Source organism: Bacillus sp. AR4-2, from assembly GCF_008274865.1.
Classification (GTDB): Bacteria; Bacillota; Bacilli; order Bacillales; family Bacillaceae_G; genus Bacillus_A; species Bacillus_A cereus.
Map to the genome: position 1 here is coordinate 168940 of NZ_CP031062.1, position 17285 is coordinate 186224.

The following is a 17285-nucleotide window of genomic DNA, read 5'->3' on the forward strand; positions in this document are numbered from 1 at the left end:
CATACATCAGGGAGGACTAATATGACAGGAAATAAAAATGACTTACTAGTAGAAAAACGTGAAGAGTTATTGAAAGTATTGCAAGCTCGTTTTGAGAAAAACATGAACCGCCATGAAGGTCTTGAATGGGCTAAAGTTGAAGCGAAGCTGACTACTAATAATGAAAAAATGTGGTCACTTAACGAAATGGAAGTAACTGGTGGTGAGCCGGATGTTGTTGGTTATGATGAAGAAAAGGACGAATATACTTTCTATGATTGTTCAAAGGAGAGTCCTAAAGGCCGCAGAAGTCTTTGTTATGATCTTGAAGCGTTAGAATCAAGAAAAAAACATAAACCAGAAAATAACGTTATTGATGTTGCCAATGCTATGGGCATTGAGTTATTAACGGAAGAACAATATCGAGAGTTACAACAACTTGGAGATTTTGATATGAAATCATCGAGTTGGGTACAAACACCTTCAGATATTAGAGAGCTTGGTGGTGCTCTATTTTGCGATTATCGCTTTGGACATGTTTTCGTGTACCACAATGGAGCAGACTCTTACTATGCTGCCAGAGGTTTTCGTGGTTCGTTAAAAGTTTAAATTAGGATAAATAAGAAAAAGAGCCTATATTCAGGCTCTTTTTCTTATTTATATTTTAAAAGTAAACTGTTACTACGCAGTTTTACTTAATTTATATGTTCTGTGGTTGTTTTTACGGAAAAGTTTAGGGAAAACATAGCCATCTAATCCAATACGTCCAGCGTTCTGCCCTGCAACTAAAATGAACATAGTCAAAATAAGCAGGTTTGGGTTTACACTAACGGTTCCACTTAATAAAAATGAAAGATTCATTATGATTCCGAAAAATGCAGCTGTTTTTGTTAATCCGCCTAAAATCAAACCTAGACCTACTAAAATTTCTCCCCATTGAACTAAAAAGCTAAATAGGTCTGCGTTTGGAAGGACAAAATGTTGAAGAAAATCTGCCCACCAACTTTGTACTGCAGGATGGTCACCTGATGCTTGAGCAATAGCACCCTTTAGAAAACCGCTTGCGTCAAAAGATTGTCCGAAGACTTTGCCTATCCCAGCAGCGAGCCATGTATATCCTATGTAAAGCCGTAAAAGTAATAATATGAAAGTAGCACGTTTATCAGTTCTTAAAAAATTGATAACCATTGAAATCCCTCCAATATTGTATTTACATGTTTATTATATATCCATTGTGAATAAATTCACAATGGAGGAAATGTGAACGAATATATGTTTTGAGTAATTGTTTTATTTTTTGTAACATTTCATCTTTTTTGATAGACTAATAATAGAGATATATCAAAAGGAGGCAAAGACTAGATATGTGGATGAACTTGTAATGATTAGAAACTAGATAGATGAATTTTGCTCTCATAAGCGAGGGTTTATTTAGTTATCTGTAAATCATTCAAGGAATGCATATTTGGATTGTACATCCCTTTTATAAGGATAGGTGCCTATTTTATGTATCTGTCTTTTTTGTGGGAAAGTTTATATCTCTTATATAAAATATGCGTCCTTTAAACTTGGAGGAGTATATGATGAACCAATTGAAAAATAAAGTAGCAGTTATTACAGGGGTAAGTCGTCTAGATGGTATAGGCGCAGCGGTTTGTAAAGAATTAGCTGAATCAGGATACGATATATTTTTTACGTATTGGACAGCTTACGATAAAGAGATGCCTTGGGGCGTTGATAAAAATGAACAAATACAATTAAAAGAAGAGTTACTAAAAAACGGTGTTAAAGTCTCAAGTATGGAGTTAGATTTAACTCAGAATGATGCACCGAAAGATCTTATAAATAAAGTTACTGAACAATTAGGGTACCCTCATATATTAATTAATAATGCAGCATATTCTACGAATAATGATTTCTCTACGTTGACTGCTGAAGAATTAGATAAGCATTATATGGTAAATGTTCGTGCGACTACATTGCTCAGTAGTCAATTTTCCCGGGGATTTGATAAGAAATATGGTGGTAGAATTGTTAATATTACTTCGGGGCAATTTCAAGGTCCTATGGCAGGAGAACTAGCTTATGCGACAACGAAGGGAGCTATTGATGCTCTTACTAGTACGTTGTCAGCAGAGGTAGCTCATTTAGGAATAACAGTGAATGCAATTAATCCAGGACCAACCGATACAGGATGGATGACTGAAGAGATAAAACAAGGGTTAAAGCCGCTGTTTCCTTTTGGCAGAATTGGTGAGCCAAGGGATGCAGCTAGACTCATTAAATTTTTAGTAAGTGAAGAGGCCGAGTGGATTACTGGGCAAGTTATTCATTCAGAAGGTGGATTTAAAAGATAAAAAAGAAGGCATCTCACCTTGGTGAGATGCCTTCTTTTTTTAATCTTTCTTCAATCTTCGTGCAACACCATTCCCTAAAGACTGTAATCCTTGAACGAGGATAATTAAAATAAAGACGGTTGCATACATTACTTCAGGCTCGTAGCGTAAATGTCCGAACCGGTATGCTAAATCCCCTAGCCCGCCAGCACCTACAAGGCCAGCCATTGCTGTTGCGCCAATTAAGCCAATTGTTGCGATTGTTAATCCAAGTACAAGGGAGGGACGAGCTTCTTTAACCATGACGTGCCAAATGATTTTTATAGTAGAAACGCCCATCGCTTGGTAGGCTTCAATGACACCGCGATCGACTTCTAGTAAAGCTGTCTCCATTAAACGTGCGATATAAGGGGCTGTGAAGACGACAAGCGGTACGATAACACCTTGCACGCCAATGGACGTTCCCATTAGAAACTTTGTAAAAGGTAAAATAAAGAATAATAGAATGATAAATGGAAGAGAGCGAATGATATTAATAATTGTATTAAGAATAGGATAGATGATTTTATTTTCACGCTGCCCACCAGGTCTCGTTAAAACAAGTGTAACACCAAGTGGCAGTGCAATAAGGATCGAGATGAGTAATGAAATAGATGTCATTTGAAAGGTTTGGATCGTAGCTTCCCATATGACTTTACCCCATTCATCCAAAAAGGACTTGTTTCCCATAGTCTGTTCTACCTCCTTCTACGATGATTCCTTGCTCTTGTAAAAATGATAAAGCACGGTGGATTTCATTTTGTTCCCCTTGCATATGAACGACTAGTTTCCCATATGCTTCATGTTTTAACTGCGTAATATTACCGGATAAAATATTCGGATACACTTGGAAACGTTTTGTGGCAACGGCTAAGGCAGGTTCCCCTGAAGTAGTGCCAATAAATGAAAGTGTTACAATTTCTCCAGTACTTTGTAGTTCTTTCTGTACCTCTTCTGGAATTTTCGCTGCAAATGCGCTATTTACAAATTTCTTCGTTGTTACATGTTGTGGGTTTGTGAAAATATCTTTTACAGTCCCACTTTCGACTACAGATCCATGTTCCATAACAGCAACGCGGTCACATATACGCTGGATGACATTCATTTCATGTGTAATGAGTAAAATCGTAATTCCGATTTCTTCGTTAATCTTTAATAGCAAATCAAGGATAGAATCGGTTGTTTCGGGATCTAATGCGCTCGTTGCTTCATCACTTAATAACACTTCAGGTTCATGTGATAGCGCACGAGCAATTGCAACACGCTGTTTTTGACCACCAGAAAGTTCGCTTGGATACGCATCTTTTCGATTAAAAAGATCGACAATGCGTAAATACTTTTCTACTCTTTTTTCAATTTCTGCTTTTGGAATGCCAGCAAGCCGTAACGGTAATGCGATATTTTCATAAACGGTAACAGTTTTAAGTAAATTGAATCCTTGAAAGATCATTCCGATTCTTTGTCTCGCTTTTGCTAGTTCTTTTGTCGATAACGTTGTTAAGTCTTGTTCGTTTACAATGATATTTCCTGTCGTTGGTTTTTCTAATAAATTTACACATCGAATCAATGTACTTTTACCAGCGCCACTATACCCAATGATTCCAAATACCTCGCCTTTTTCTACTTTAAGGGAAGTAGACTTAAGAGCCTCAACATTCCCTTTTTTTGTTGTAAATACTTTGGATATGTTTTTTAATTCAATCATTATCGTCAGCTCCTACCAAGATGGTAAAACTGAACCATCAAATTTTTTCTCGATAAACTCTTTTACTTCTTTAGATTGATAAGCTTTCTTTAATTTATTTACAACGGCATCATCTTTATTTTCAGTACGAACAACAACCCAGTTCACATAGGGTGAATCTTTTCCTTCGCGGAAAATAGAATCTTTCGCTGGACTTAATTTTGCACCTAATGCAAAGTTTGTGTTAATTGCAGCTGCTTTCACTTCACTTAGTTGCGTTGGTAATTGAGATGCCTCTAATTCGACAATCTTTAATTTTTTTGGATTTTCAATTACATCTTTTGCAGTCGCTTTTTCTGTAGCCTTTGGATCAACTTTTAAAACCCCTGCTTTTTCAAATAATTTTAAAGCTCGAAGTTCATTCGTTGGGTCATTTGGTACAGCAATTGCATCGCCCTCTTTCAAGTCTTTTACATCTTTTATATCTTTAGAATATACGCCCATAGGGAATGTTACTGTTGAAAATACTTCAGCTAATTTCATATTGCGTTCAGCTTTAAATACATCTAAATACGATTTCGTTTGGTAACTATTTACATCAAGGCTTTTTTCATCTAATGATACGTTTGGCGCTACATAATCATTAAATACTTTTATATCAATTTCGAGACCATCTTTTGCTGCAACTTCTTTTACCTTTTCAAAAATTTGTTCATGTGGTCCACCTGTTACACCGACAGTAATCTTTTTCTCGTCTAATGCTTTTACCTCTTTATTTGAACTCACGCTACATGCGCCTAATAATAATACTGCTCCGCTTACAATGCTTAATAATACCTTTTTCATCTATAAATCCCCCTTCATATACGTTCCAAAATAAAAAGCACCTCCCAAAATAAGAGAGGTGCCGAATAGACGAAATAGATTCCTCTCTTATCTTTCAAAACGAAAACTCGTTTTGCAGGAATTAGCACCTTAGCTTATACGTCATAAGCTCGGTTGCCGGGCATCATCGGGCCAGTCCCTCCGCCACTCTTGATAAGAGTATGTGTATGTAGTTTTGAATATGGTACTAATAGTAAATCGTACAAAAAGAATTGTCAATGATATTTTCAGAATATATTTTATTTTAAGGTAATCGAAACGTTCCCCTTTTTATGTCCTTTTTCTACATATATATGAGCTTCAGCAATTTCTTCTAATCGGTAAGTTCTATCAATAACAGGCTTTAGCTTTTCTGTTTCAGCTAGTTGTTTTAGTAGGTTCATATCTTCTTTACTGACCTTTGCCATCATTCCGTTCACAGATACATATTTTCCATTAGGCATTAATGCATCTGTACAAAGAGACTTTTTATATTTTCCAACTGCATCAAATATAATATCATAGTGCTCGCCCCGCTTAGTAAAATCTTCTTTCATATAATCAATTACGTTGTCTGCCCCTAAAGCTATTACTAAATCGAAATTCGAACTACTACAAATGGCTGTGACAGTCGCCCCGAAGTATTTCGCAAGTTGTACGGCAGCTGTCCCTACTGACCCAGAGGCGCCGTATATAAGTACTCGTTGCCCTTTTTTTATCTGTCCTTTTCTAAGGAAGTGCAATGCTGAAGTTCCGCCAAAAGGAATAACGGCAGCTTCTTCATATGTCACATTGGTAGGTTTTAATGCTATTAATCCACTTTCATGCACGCATATGTATTCCGCATAACCACCAAGGTTTAGTTCTGTTAATGCAAAAACTGGATCTCCTTTTTTAAATTGTGTTACATCTGTTCCAATGTCTTCGATTTCACCGGATAATTCTACGCCAAGTATAGGTTTTCTCGGTTTTCTGAAACCTAATATGATCCGCATAGGAATCCAAAATAAGAGGGGGCTATTAAAGCCACGTATTCTACAATCTCCAGTTGATACACTTGTTGCGTGAATTTTAACTAATACTTCATTTTTTTTAGGTTTAGGCTTTTCTACATTTTGAAGCTGGAGAACATTAGGTGGTCCATACTTTGTGCAAATAATCGCTTTCATCCTGACCTCCTGAAATGAGTTGTTATTATTTACATCATATTTAAACTTTTTCTCAAACATGTTGTTATATAGGAAATAAATTTAAAGATAAATATTACGAATTATATAGATTTCATAGGAAAAGAGATGATATTATTTTTGGGAAGGAGGGGACGTTATGAAAAAATTTATTTTAATTTCAAGTTTAGTACTTGCAGTCGGTCTAGGAGTAGGGTGTAGTAATGAGAAAACAAAAAAGACTGATGAACCGAAAAAAGAAGCTGTGCAGAAAGAAAAGGAATTAACAGCGAAGGATGTTTTTAATAAAGCGAATGAAGCTTTTAAAAACGAAGAAAATGTAACGATGACATATGATGTGGGAATAAAGGCTGAAGGAACAGAGATGAATGTAATAAAGGCCAAAATGCAACTAGAGCCGAAGAAAAAAAATTCTCGTTCTGAAATGAATGTTTCTGGTACAGAGGTTGTTGTTTATGATGTGGGTGGCAAAATTGCTGGTCAGTTGAAAAATCCTAATACGGGTGAAGTTATGTCTGTACCAGAGGAACAATTAAATGCTAACGGAATGAACGCGACTCAAGGAATGGTAGATAATTTAGAGATTCCATCGGAAATTTTAAATAAAGTGAAGATGGAGAAAAGTGGAGATAATTATAAGCTGAAGTTTGCATTAAAAGGGCAAGAGACAGAGAGTATGTTAGCTAGTATGGATGAAAAGCAGAAACAAATGCTACAAGGCCAAAATGCAAAGATAGAAGAAATAGATGGGGAATATATTATTACAAAAGATTTTAAATATGAATCAGCAAAGATAGATATGGTTATGAGTAGCAATGGTGAGGATAAAGCGCACATTATTACGGATGCAAAGTTTACATCGTATGATAAATTTGATCCAATACAATTGCCAGCAGCAAAGTAATCACTGTCAAGAGAGGTACCTGAAAGAACGGGTATCTCTTTTTGTTGCTAATAAGGAGAGTGTCCTTTGAAAAAAAGAAAGATAGCAGTGGTCATTGTCGCATATATGGTTTTGCTTGCAACGTCTGTACATACGTATAAAAAACAAATTGATCATCCTATTATGAGTGATGTAGGTAAATTGCTTCCGACGAAAATAAAACGTGTTGAAAGTGCTACGGAAGAGCACTCGTTAATAAAATTAGTGCGAGATGCAAAAGTTTCAGGAGAGAAAATTTCCATTGCAGGCATGCAACATAGCCAAGGAGGACAGACATATTATCCGAATGGCACGATGCTCGATATGAAAGGATATAATAAAATATTAGAATTTGATCCAGAGAAGAAGCGGATTACAGTTCAAAGTGGTGTCACCTGGAATGATATTCAGAAGAAAATAAATCCTTATGGCCTTGCGGTACAGGTCATGCAGTCTCAAAATATTTTTACTGTTGGCGGTTCATTAAGTGTAAATGTACACGGGCGTGATATTCGTCATGAGGCACTGATTGATACAGTAGATTCATTTAGATTGTTAATGGCAGATGGCACGGTACGTAATGTAAGTAGAGAAGAAAATGCAGAGTTATTTCCATATGTCATTGGGGGTTACGGTTTATTTGGGGTTATTTTAGATGTGACGCTGAAGTTAACAGATGATGAATTATATGAAATGCACACGAGAATGATAGATTATAAAGAATACGCATCTTATTTCAAAGAGAAAGTGAAAAGAGATGAGAATGTTCGTATGCACTTAGCACGTATTTCTGTTGCTCCAAATTCATTTTTAAAAGAGATGTATGTGACGGATTATACTTTGGCACAAAATCAAAATATGAGAGAAGAGTACAGTGAATTAAAGGAAGAAAATATTATAGCTGCACCAAAATTTTTACTTGGGTTATCACGTTATAGTGATTGGGGAAAGAATACATTTTGGGATATACAAAGAGGTTATTTTGAACGTACAGATGGAAAGTATGAGACGCGTAATAATGTTATGAGATCAGATAGTGCTTTTATGGAATATGAAAATCCAAATAGGACCGAAGTGTTACAAGAATACTTTGTGCCTATAGATGCTTTCACAGAGTATATAGATGATTTACGTAACGTATTAAATGAAGAAGAGTTTAATTTACTCAACATTACGATTCGTTACGTGGAAAAGAATGAAAATGCAGTTTTGTCCTATGCGAAAGATGATATGTTTGCGCTGGTTCTTTTGATTAACCAGGGACGCTCAGAGAGTGAGATAAAGAGAACAGAGGATGTCATTCGGAAGATGATTGATGTTACTTTAAAGCATAACGGTAGTTACTATTTGCCGTACTATTCTTATCCAACGAAAGAGCAGTTAAAGAGGGCATATCCTCGTATTGAAGAATTTCTCAAGAAAAAGAAGGAAGTAGATTCAGAAGAGCGATTTGTTAATTTATTTTATAGGGAGTATACGAAATGACATATAGAAGATTTGTGGCTTCGCAAAGTATTATCATGATGGCAGGAAGTATGGTATTTCCTTTTTATATATTATTACTTCGAAACGTTGGAAATAGCTTCTCGCAATTTGGCTGGGCGTATGGCTTATTTGCTTTAACATCAGCGCTTGTATATCCACTAGTGGGAAAGGTATCTGATCAAGTAGGTGATAAAAAATTATTAATCATATACGCTTGGTCCATGGCAATCTTAATGCTTTGCTTTCCGATTGCCACGGAAGTATGGCATGTGTATATTCTTCAAATTGTAATGGGAGTTTTAGGTGCTGTGCAGCGTAATACTGAGAAGACTTCATTAGCACGAAAGGTTGCGCAGGAAAAGGCTGGTTATGAGATTGGAAAATACCATGTGTGGACATCCATTGGCGGAGCAGTAGCGGTTATTGCCACGGGATATTTAGTAGATTTCTTTACGATTGGTACAATTTTTTATATTGCATCTATTCTATATGTAGTGAGCGGGATTGTATTAAGTAGTAAAAAAATATAACTATTCCTATTTTCACCTTAATACCCTTTATTTGTTATACTAAAAGGGAATACAAAAGAAAAGGGGACAGTGCCTTTGATGAAATTTGTAGTTTTAGCTATTCTTACTTTGTTTTTGATTCCATGGACAAGAAGTAGTAGTAAGCTTCGAGCAGTGGATAAGAAGGGAGATAAGAAGGTTGTAAAGGGTAAGAAATCATCTATTTTAGTTATTCCTGTTTTATTTTGGATAGGTATTGCAATCTATGAATACTTTTGGCTAATTGATGATCGAGTAGACTCGATTCTTACTCATTATTCTGTTGCAGTAGCAATTTTAATTGGGCTTGTTTTATTTTCACAAGATCAAATAGGGAAATTAGAAGGTACATTAAAAGGACTTCTAATGTTTATTTTACTCGCAAGTTACGGCTACTTTGGTTATTTGCACGATATAGTAATCTCGCAAAAGAAATATGATTCTGTTGTTAAGGTAGAGAAAGATATTTCAGAGCCATTTACTGAAAATGACCAGCCGTTTACAGTGCCGCCAAAGACAGCGGAGAATAAGATGAAAAAAGTATTTGGTGATATTCCAAAAGTAGCTTATTTTGAGCTAGGAGAATTAACGCCACAAATGGTAAACGGCGAGGCTTTATATGTAGCGCCGATTGAAGTTTCAGGATTTTTTAAAGCGCGTAAAGCTGAGACAATTCCAGGGTATGTAACGATGTCAGGTACGAATCCTGATGCGGAAGCGAAACTGCACCTCGGTTATAAAATGAAATATGTGCCAAGCATGTTTTTTGGTAATAATTTAGAGCGTGTGGTAAGGCAAGCAGAACCAAATTTAATCTTTAAAGGAAAACCTAAATTTGAGGTTGATGATAAAGGAAAACCATATTATACAATGACGTATGGTGAATTTATTTCAGGAAGATCTGGATTTGAGGTAGAAGGTGTTGTCGTAGTAGATGCACAAACAGGTGAAGTGAAAAGATATGATAAAGGAAAGGCACCTAAATTTGTTGATGGTGTATTAAATCATGAGACTGCATCTACGTTAAATACGTACTTTGGTAAATATATTCACGGATTTTGGAATACGAAATTCTCGCAAACAGATATGAAAATTCCGACTGAGTGGGGAACGAAAGAAGGGGTGACCCCGATCTTTGGTAAAGATGGAACACTGTATTATTTTACAGACTTTACTTCTCCAAAAGAAGGAGTAGATTCAGCCCTAGGCTATTCATTAGTAGATGCACGTACAGGCAAGCTATATTACTATAATGGAAAAGAAGTAAAGGGGATTATGGATGGTTCAGCAGCTACAGAAGTAGTGGATAATTCCTTTAAGAGAGAGAAATGGCATGGGACAATGCCTGTCATTTATAACGTATACGGTAAACCAGCTTGGATTATTCCGGTTGTTGATGATGGAGGCCTAGTACGTGCACATACAGTTGTATATGCTGCTAATGCAAAAATATTTGCGACAGGTTCTTCGCAGAAAGAAGCGCTTGAGAATTATAAAAACGTAATGAGCGGTAATGGTGATACATTTAGACCAACCTCAACAGGAAAAGAAGCGCAAAAAGAAGGTATTGTACAACGTGTATATAAAGAAAAATCAGGTGAAAATACAATCGTGTACGTACTTTTAGAGAATGAACAAAAGGTATTTATGATACCGGTGAAGAAATTCCCATATGCTATGTTTACAGAAGTAGGAGACCCAATTCAAATTACATATTTAGATACGGGAGAGATGATGTCCTCAGTATCTAAATTTACGAATAGCAATGTGAAAAAGTAAAGCGATAGAATTTCTATCGCTTTTTTTACATTATGAAAGAGGAAAATGCGCTGTACTTGACGTATGTTTATGATGTAACTATAATTGTTACGATTCAGTTTGTATAGGAAAGGGTGAATTGAAAAAGTGAATGAAGTTAATCACGAAATATATAAACCTGTAAAGGCAAACAGGTTATGGATGATTCTTGTATTAGGAACACTTACGGCGATTGGGCCATTATCTATTGATATGTATTTGCCTTCATTACCGAAGTTAACGGATGACTTGCAAACAGGTGCATCCCTCGCGCAGCTTACATTAACAGCTTGTTTGCTTGGGCTGTCAGTAGGACAATTATTTGTTGGCTCAATTAGTGATATTTACGGAAGACGCAAACCTCTTATTATTGCTCTTATTATTTATGTTGCTTCTTCTTTACTTTGTGCTGTTGCGCCATCTATTTGGACATTAGTGTTATTGCGCTTCCTACAAGGAGCTTCAGGATCAGCCGGGATTGTTATATCACGTGCGATGGTACGTGATATGTATTCAGGTTCTGAAATGACGAAGTTTTTCTCACTGCTTATGTTAGTAAACGGAGCAGCACCTATTTTGGCACCGATTATTGGGGGGCAATTATTACAGTTTACAACGTGGCGCGGTGTTTTCATCGTTCTTGGAGCAATTAGCGTATTCATGTTAATCTCAGCTATTTTTGTATTACGTGAAACATTACCTCCTGAAGAAAGAGAAACAGGTGGTTTGTCAGGGACTTTGGCGACGTACGGAAAATTGTTAAAGGACCGTCTGTTTATGGGATATGCATTGTCACAAGGATTAGTAACAGCGGCAATGTTTGCATACATTTCGGGCTCACCATTTGTGTTGCAGAACATATACGGAGCATCACCACAGCAGTTTAGTTTATTCTTTGCGATTAACGGCATCGGTATTATTATTGCTAGTCAAGTAACGGGTCGTTTAGCGGGGAAAGTGAATGAGAAGACATTATTTGTCTCTGGTATCATTATTGCAGCTGTTGGTGGTTTATCTTTATTACTGACAATCTTACTAGGGATAGGGTTAATTGGTGTTTTATGCTCGTTATTCCTTGTCGTATCAAGTGTTGGGGTTGTCTCAACAACTGGGTTCTCATTAGCGATGAGAAATCAAAAACAAGCTGCAGGAACAGCATCAGCTTTATTAGGCTTATTACAGTTCATTTCAGGAGCGCTTGTTGCACCGCTAGTAGGTATCGGTGGAAGTAATACAGCATTACCGATGGGTGTTGTTATTGCGCTTTGTGAAGTAGGAGCAGTGTTATGTTATCTATTTATGGCCAGAAGAAGTGAGAAGCAGTTTGAACTGCAGCAAAAACAAAATTTAGAGGCTTAACAAAAAAGAACTGATTCAAAGGGAATGTTTGAATCAGTTCTTTTTTCATTTCTTTGAAATACCTCATACAGTTTTGTAAGGTGATGTAGTAAAGCAGTGCAAAAGTTATTTGTATAAAGTGACGATACTGTGACAAACATGTTGGTATATATATTACGATGTCGTCTTAAGTGTAAAAAGTAGGATGTTCTCGGTATAATAACAAGTGGAGATAAAAGAAACTATAATGAGTAGTAGCTGTAGATAAAAGGAGAAGAAGAGATGAAGAAGGTTTTGGGTATTGCTGTAATGGGAAGTATGATCCTTCTAGCAGGATGTAATGGAAATAAAGATACGAAAGAACCGAAAGAAAAGGTAGAGCAATCCACTGAGCAAACAGAAGAGATGAAAGAATACCGTGCAGTACATGAAAAATACGATATGAAAATGAATAAAGAAATTAATAACGCACTGCAGCTATTTGAAGTGGCAAAGGAAAAGGGCGGTAAGGAAATAACGAAGGATACATATAAAGAAAATGTGCAAAAGGTAACGACAAACATGTTAGAAGATATTGATAATATACGTAAAGAAATTCGTGTTCCGAAGTCGAAAGAGCAAGAACATGAGGTATATGTTGGTTTCTTGAATGAATCAGAACAAGCGATGAAAAAATTACAGAAGTTAGCGAAAGAAGAAGATTCATCGTTGATTCGTGATATAGAAATTAACTTTGCAACAGCATCGACATACTATAAACGTTTTCAAGCAGAAACGAAAAAATAACCTTGCCTGTGCAAGGTTATTTTTTCTTCTTACCATCTCCGTCTTCATCCTCGGATACTAATACCTTCTGTTCTTCGTGAAATTCGGAAATAGTTTGCCCGGTAATATTATCGAAACGAGTATAAAAAGAAGTAATACGTTTCTTTTTAATAAAGAGTTTATAGAAGCCGATGATGACAAGTATAACGATTGTTAAGGGCAATCCTATAGTAGCTAGAAGTAAGGGGTTCATCTTATAACTCCTTTCATATCTTTTTTTATTATAAGAATATAGATAAATAAATTTATTAAAAACTGATTTTTCTAAATATACCCAATTTGATTGACTTTTCGTTTTTTCAGAATTATAATTCGAAATATACAATTTGAACCAAATAATAATATAGCAATTTACTTATCCAGAGAGGTAGAGGGACTGGCCCTATGACACCTCAGCAGCGGGTTCTGTAGTAGGAACACCGTGCTAATTCCAGCAAGCAAGTCTTGAAAGATAAGTGATGGGCCTTTGTTTATTAAGCCTTGATCTTATTTTTTAAGATCAAGGCTTTTTGTATTCTAAAAAGAGAAAAGGGAGTAATGGAAAAAGTACATTCATAAAACAAAGTAAATTCATGTGTTTAGGGGGTTATTAAAGTGTATGTAATTAAAAAATTATCGGTTATGGTGTTCACACTATGGGTTATTACGACGGTGACATTTCTAATTATGCATATTATTCCGGGGGATCCATTTTCATCAGATGCAAAAATTTTTCCTGAAGAAGTGATCCAAAACATGAGAGCGAAGTATCACCTTGATGAACCGTTATGGAATCAATATGTTGCTTATTTAGACGGTGTAGTTCATTTTGATTTTGGCGAATCTGTTCAATCAACTGGGCAAGGTGTATCAGAAATTATAACAACTGGCTTTGGTCCATCAGCAATTATTGGTCTACAAGCACTTGTTATTTCATTGTTGGTAGGAATTGCGGCAGGGACATTTGCGGCTCTCTATCATGGGAAGGTAATTGATTACGGTGTAAGTTTACTTGCCATCCTCGGTATTTCTATTCCGAGCTTTATTTTAGCACCACTATTTATACAAGTATTCGCTATCCAATTTGAGCTTTTACCAGTAGCCTCTTGGGGAACATTCGAACATACAGTATTGCCATCCTTTGCATTAGCGTTAGGGCCAATCGCAGTTATTACAAGGTTTGTTCGTTCTAATATGATCGAAGTACTGCAGAGTGATTATATTAAGCTAGCAAGAGCAAAAGGCATACCAATTAAGAAGATTATTATAAGACATGCTCTTCGAAATGCGATTGTTCCAGTACTTACATTTGTGGGACCGTTAATGGCTGGACTTTTAACAGGGACTTTCGTTATTGAAAAAATCTTTTCAATTCCTGGCCTAGGAAAATATTTTGTAGATAGTATTTTTAACCGAGACTATCCGGTGATTATGGGAACAACGATTTTTTATAGTGCATTATTAATTGCTTGTATTTTCATTACAGATATTATTCATCGTATTGTTGATCCGCGTATTCGTTCTATTACATAAGGAGGGGGGATATTAAAATGGGAGCTTATGAAATTAATGAACAGTTATTAACGAAAGAAGAGAAAAAAGAATTAACGATAAATAAAAATCAGCAAACGATTAGCAGAAAGAAAGAAGTGTTTCATAAGTTTATATCGAATCCAATCGCAGTTTTAGGAACAGTGACGTTATTGCTAATTATTGTTTTCTCGCTTATTGGCGAAAGTTTAACTTCATTTACTGCGAGTGAACAAGTAAAAGAGGCAACAAATTTACCGCCTAGTAGTGAGCATTGGTTCGGAACAGATGATTTGGGAAGAGATATATGGGCACGTACTTGGGCTGGCGGGAAAATTTCATTAACAGTTGGATTAGTGGCAGCTGCTCTTGATATAGGACTTGGTGTGCTAATCGGAGGATTTAGTGGATATGTGAGAGGGCGCAATCGCCTTGGGACATTAATTGATGAGTGGATTATACGAGGAATCGAAGTGTTATACGGTATCCCGTATTTATTAATTGTTATTTTACTATTAATTGTTATGAAACCAGGTCTTTTTACCATTATCATCGCCCTTGCATTAACAGGATGGATTGGTATGGCACGTCTCGTTAGGGCGCAAGTCTTATCTTTAAAACAAAGAGAGTTTGTTATTGCAGCGGAGCGATTAGGTACATCCCATATGAAAATTATATACGGGCATTTAATTCCGAACTTAACGGGCATTATTATCGTAAATTTATCATTTACAATTCCCGCAGCTATTTTCTCAGAATCATTTTTAAGCTTTATCGGACTAGGAGTGCAATCACCGGCAGCAAGCTGGGGGACGATGACGAATGATGCACTTGGGACATTATTGAGTGGAGAATGGTGGCAGCTATTCTTCCCAGCAATCATGATTGCGCTCATTATGTTCGCATTTAATGCGATTGGTGATGGTTTACAAGATGCAATTGATCCAAAAATCGTAAAACGGAATCGAAAGGAGAAAAAACATGGGACAGCTCTTATCTTTAGAAAACGTAACGTTAGCCGTTGAAAAAGAGAATAGTAACCAAGCAATTGTGAAGCATGTTTCCTTTTCTATTAGCGAAGGTGAAATAGTTGCACTTGTAGGAGAAAGTGGTTCAGGGAAAAGTGTTACAGCACAATCTATTATCGGCTTAAATCAAGAATCAATTCATATTGATGATGGAAATATATCTTTTGAATCAAAGGAATTAACGAATCTACAAGAATCAGAATGGAATCAAATTCGAGGGAAAGATATTTCGTTTATCTTTCAAGACCCACTTTCATCTTTAAATCCGACGATGAAGGTAGGAAGGCAAATTACAGAGGTGATTTTGCAACACGAAAAGAAATCGAAAAAAGAAGCAAAAGAAATTGCGATTAACTTATTAAATGATTTAGGGATACATGAAGCAGAGAAACGCTTTGAACAGTACCCACATCAATTAAGCGGAGGCATGAGGCAACGTATTTGTTTAGCAATCGCATTTGCCTGCCACCCCAAACTCGTTATTGCGGATGAACCTACGACAGCATTAGATGTAACAATTCAAAAGCAAATTATGGAGTTATTAAAGGAAAGAAAGGAAAAGCAAAATACGAGTATTTTACTAATTACGCACGATTTAGCACTTGTACGTGAAGTAGCGGATCGAGTAGTTGTGATGTATGGAGGACGTGTTGTTGAAAAAGGAACGATAGAGGAAGTGATAGGTTCCCCTAAACATCCATACACAAAAAGCTTATTACAAGCAATTCCGAATATGGATGATTCCGAAAAGGTATTACGTGCAATAGAAGGAACGACACCTTCCATTGAAACATTAAATAGCTTTGGTTGTCCTTTTGTAAATCGTTGTCCAGTAGCGATAAAAGAATGTATTCATCGTTTCCCAGAGAGAACAACGTATTCTAAGGAGCATAGTTCACATTGCTGGCAGCATGTTCTGGAGCATAATAAAGCGAAATCAAAAGAGAAGGTGAATGCCTCATGACGACAGATTTAATTACTGTAAAGCAAGTAACAAAAACATATGGAAGTAGAAGTAAAGAAATCACAGCGTTAAAAGATATATCACTTTCTATCCCGAAAGGAACAACACTTGGCATTATTGGTGAAAGTGGTTCAGGAAAAACAACACTTGGAAAGCTTATAGCTGGGATTGAGAGCCCAACGTCTGGTGAAATTGATTATAACGGTCAAGTCGTTCACAAGCTGAAATCAGCTCATAGGCGAGATTTTTTACAGAAAGTACAGTTCATTTTTCAAGATTCCACAGCAGCATTAAATCCGCGCTGGAAAGTACGCGATAGCGTAACGGAAGGTTATATTTCATTCGGTTTAGGTGATAAAGGATTAAAGGATAAAGTAGCGGGTGATGCGCTAGAGCGTGTTGGATTAGATAGAAGATATATTGATCGATATCCGCATGAATTTAGCGGAGGACAACGTCAACGTATCGCTATTGCAAGAGCGTTATTGTGTGAGCCGGAAGTATTGATTCTTGATGAACCAATTTCAGCATTAGACGTTTCATTGCAAATTCAAATTGTACATCTGCTGCAAAAAATCCAAAAAGAACAAGGTTATACATATTTATTCATCGCTCACGATTTACCGATGGTTCACTATTTATGTGAAAAAGTAGCTGTCTTATACAAAGGAGAACTTGTTGAATTTGGAAATACGGACGAAGTATTCCGTAATCCACAACATTCTTATACAAAAACATTATTAGCATCAACACCAAAAATTTCAGGTTAAAGGAGAATGT

At 36.3% G+C, this 17285-nt stretch carries 18 protein-coding genes and 2 riboswitches; of the genes, 12 read left to right on the forward strand and 6 right to left on the reverse strand.

The genetic code is table 11. The features are described 5' to 3' along the window. Positions 1 to 21 precede the first annotated feature (21 nt). On the forward strand, positions 22 to 588 hold the full coding sequence (locus DN399_RS00995) for a DUF4256 domain-containing protein (RefSeq protein WP_000147394.1): 567 nt from the start codon (positions 22 to 24) through the stop codon (positions 586 to 588). Between the two features lie 72 nt (positions 589 to 660). On the opposite strand, the gene DN399_RS01000 is transcribed toward DN399_RS00995, so the two are convergent. Continuing rightward, positions 661 to 1167 carry a DoxX family membrane protein gene (locus tag DN399_RS01000; protein WP_000236368.1) on the reverse strand — a complete coding sequence of 169 codons (507 nt, stop codon included), beginning with the start codon at positions 1165 to 1167 and terminating at the stop codon, positions 661 to 663. A 392-nt stretch (positions 1168 to 1559) separates the two neighbouring features. Here DN399_RS01000 and DN399_RS01005 point away from each other — a divergent pair, with 392 nt between their 5' ends. Then, positions 1560 to 2336 carry an SDR family oxidoreductase gene (locus DN399_RS01005; protein WP_033686082.1) on the forward strand — a complete coding sequence of 259 codons (777 nt, stop codon included), beginning with the start codon at positions 1560 to 1562 and terminating at the stop codon, positions 2334 to 2336. Positions 2337 to 2375: 39 nt separating this feature from the next. On the opposite strand, the gene DN399_RS01010 is transcribed toward DN399_RS01005, so the two are convergent. The 4 genes from DN399_RS01010 to DN399_RS01025 form a co-directional block, all read right to left on the reverse strand. Then, entirely contained in the window at positions 2376 to 3044 is a 669-nt protein-coding gene (locus DN399_RS01010; RefSeq protein ID WP_000527151.1) for a methionine ABC transporter permease, read from the reverse strand. After that, a complete protein-coding gene (locus DN399_RS01015) occupies positions 3019 to 4059 on the reverse strand; it encodes a methionine ABC transporter ATP-binding protein (protein WP_000571317.1) in 1041 nt (346 codons plus the stop codon). Before DN399_RS01015 ends, DN399_RS01010 begins: the two co-directional genes overlap by 26 nt. Positions 4060 to 4071: 12 nt before the next feature. Further along, entirely contained in the window at positions 4072 to 4884 is an 813-nt protein-coding gene (locus tag DN399_RS01020) for a MetQ/NlpA family ABC transporter substrate-binding protein (RefSeq protein ID WP_000756997.1), read from the reverse strand. A gap of 84 nt (positions 4885 to 4968) precedes the next feature. Further along, positions 4969 to 5083: riboswitch (SAM riboswitch) on the reverse strand. Positions 5084 to 5162: 79 nt separating this feature from the next. Beyond that, a complete protein-coding gene (locus DN399_RS01025) occupies positions 5163 to 6071 on the reverse strand; it encodes an NAD(P)-dependent alcohol dehydrogenase (protein ID WP_149149280.1) in 909 nt (302 codons plus the stop codon). Between the two features lie 157 nt (positions 6072 to 6228). Between DN399_RS01025 and DN399_RS01030 the strand changes: the two genes are divergently transcribed. The 6 genes from DN399_RS01030 to DN399_RS01055 all read left to right on the forward strand — a co-directional run bounded on the left by DN399_RS01030 (position 6229) and on the right by DN399_RS01055 (position 12965). Beyond that, a complete protein-coding gene (locus tag DN399_RS01030) occupies positions 6229 to 6993 on the forward strand; it encodes a DUF6612 family protein (RefSeq protein WP_000713522.1) in 765 nt (254 codons plus the stop codon). Between the two features lie 66 nt (positions 6994 to 7059). Then, positions 7060 to 8496: an FAD-binding oxidoreductase gene (locus DN399_RS01035; RefSeq protein WP_049106464.1), complete on the forward strand. Its 1437-nt coding sequence runs from the start codon at positions 7060 to 7062 to the stop codon at positions 8494 to 8496. Next, on the forward strand, positions 8493 to 9026 hold the full coding sequence (locus DN399_RS01040; RefSeq protein WP_000222367.1) for an MFS transporter: 534 nt from the start codon (positions 8493 to 8495) through the stop codon (positions 9024 to 9026). The genes DN399_RS01035 and DN399_RS01040 overlap by 4 nt, the downstream gene beginning before the upstream one ends. Positions 9027 to 9104: 78 nt before the next feature. Continuing rightward, a complete protein-coding gene (locus tag DN399_RS01045; RefSeq protein ID WP_000674047.1) occupies positions 9105 to 10823 on the forward strand; it encodes a DUF3981 domain-containing protein in 1719 nt (572 codons plus the stop codon). A gap of 117 nt (positions 10824 to 10940) precedes the next feature. After that, a complete protein-coding gene (locus DN399_RS01050; RefSeq protein ID WP_226800197.1) occupies positions 10941 to 12200 on the forward strand; it encodes a multidrug effflux MFS transporter in 1260 nt (419 codons plus the stop codon). 261 nt (positions 12201 to 12461) lie between these two features. Continuing rightward, entirely contained in the window at positions 12462 to 12965 is a 504-nt protein-coding gene (locus DN399_RS01055) for a hypothetical protein (protein ID WP_086412285.1), read from the forward strand. Positions 12966 to 12981: 16 nt separating this feature from the next. On the opposite strand, the gene DN399_RS01060 is transcribed toward DN399_RS01055, so the two are convergent. After that, a complete protein-coding gene (locus DN399_RS01060) occupies positions 12982 to 13197 on the reverse strand; it encodes a DUF3951 domain-containing protein (RefSeq protein WP_149149281.1) in 216 nt (71 codons plus the stop codon). Positions 13198 to 13356: 159 nt separating this feature from the next. Beyond that, positions 13357 to 13462, forward strand: a riboswitch (SAM riboswitch). 136 nt (positions 13463 to 13598) lie between these two features. Between DN399_RS01060 and DN399_RS01065 the strand changes: the two genes are divergently transcribed. From DN399_RS01065 to DN399_RS01080, 4 genes are read left to right on the forward strand one after another with little or no spacing between them, the layout of a single operon-like run. Further along, positions 13599 to 14516, forward strand: coding sequence for an ABC transporter permease (locus DN399_RS01065; protein ID WP_149149282.1), 918 nt, complete (start codon positions 13599 to 13601; stop codon positions 14514 to 14516). Positions 14517 to 14533: 17 nt separating this feature from the next. Further along, positions 14534 to 15538, forward strand: a complete 1005-nt coding sequence (locus DN399_RS01070) for an ABC transporter permease (protein ID WP_149149283.1) — start codon at positions 14534 to 14536, stop codon at positions 15536 to 15538. Further along, positions 15495 to 16505 (forward strand): ABC transporter ATP-binding protein, encoded by a 1011-nt coding sequence (locus tag DN399_RS01075; protein ID WP_000531264.1) that lies wholly within the window; start codon positions 15495 to 15497, stop codon positions 16503 to 16505. The genes DN399_RS01070 and DN399_RS01075 overlap by 44 nt, the downstream gene beginning before the upstream one ends. Further along, positions 16502 to 17275 carry an ABC transporter ATP-binding protein gene (locus DN399_RS01080; protein ID WP_016124190.1) on the forward strand — a complete coding sequence of 258 codons (774 nt, stop codon included), beginning with the start codon at positions 16502 to 16504 and terminating at the stop codon, positions 17273 to 17275. The genes DN399_RS01075 and DN399_RS01080 overlap by 4 nt, the downstream gene beginning before the upstream one ends. The last annotated feature ends 10 nt before the right edge of the window (positions 17276 to 17285 follow it).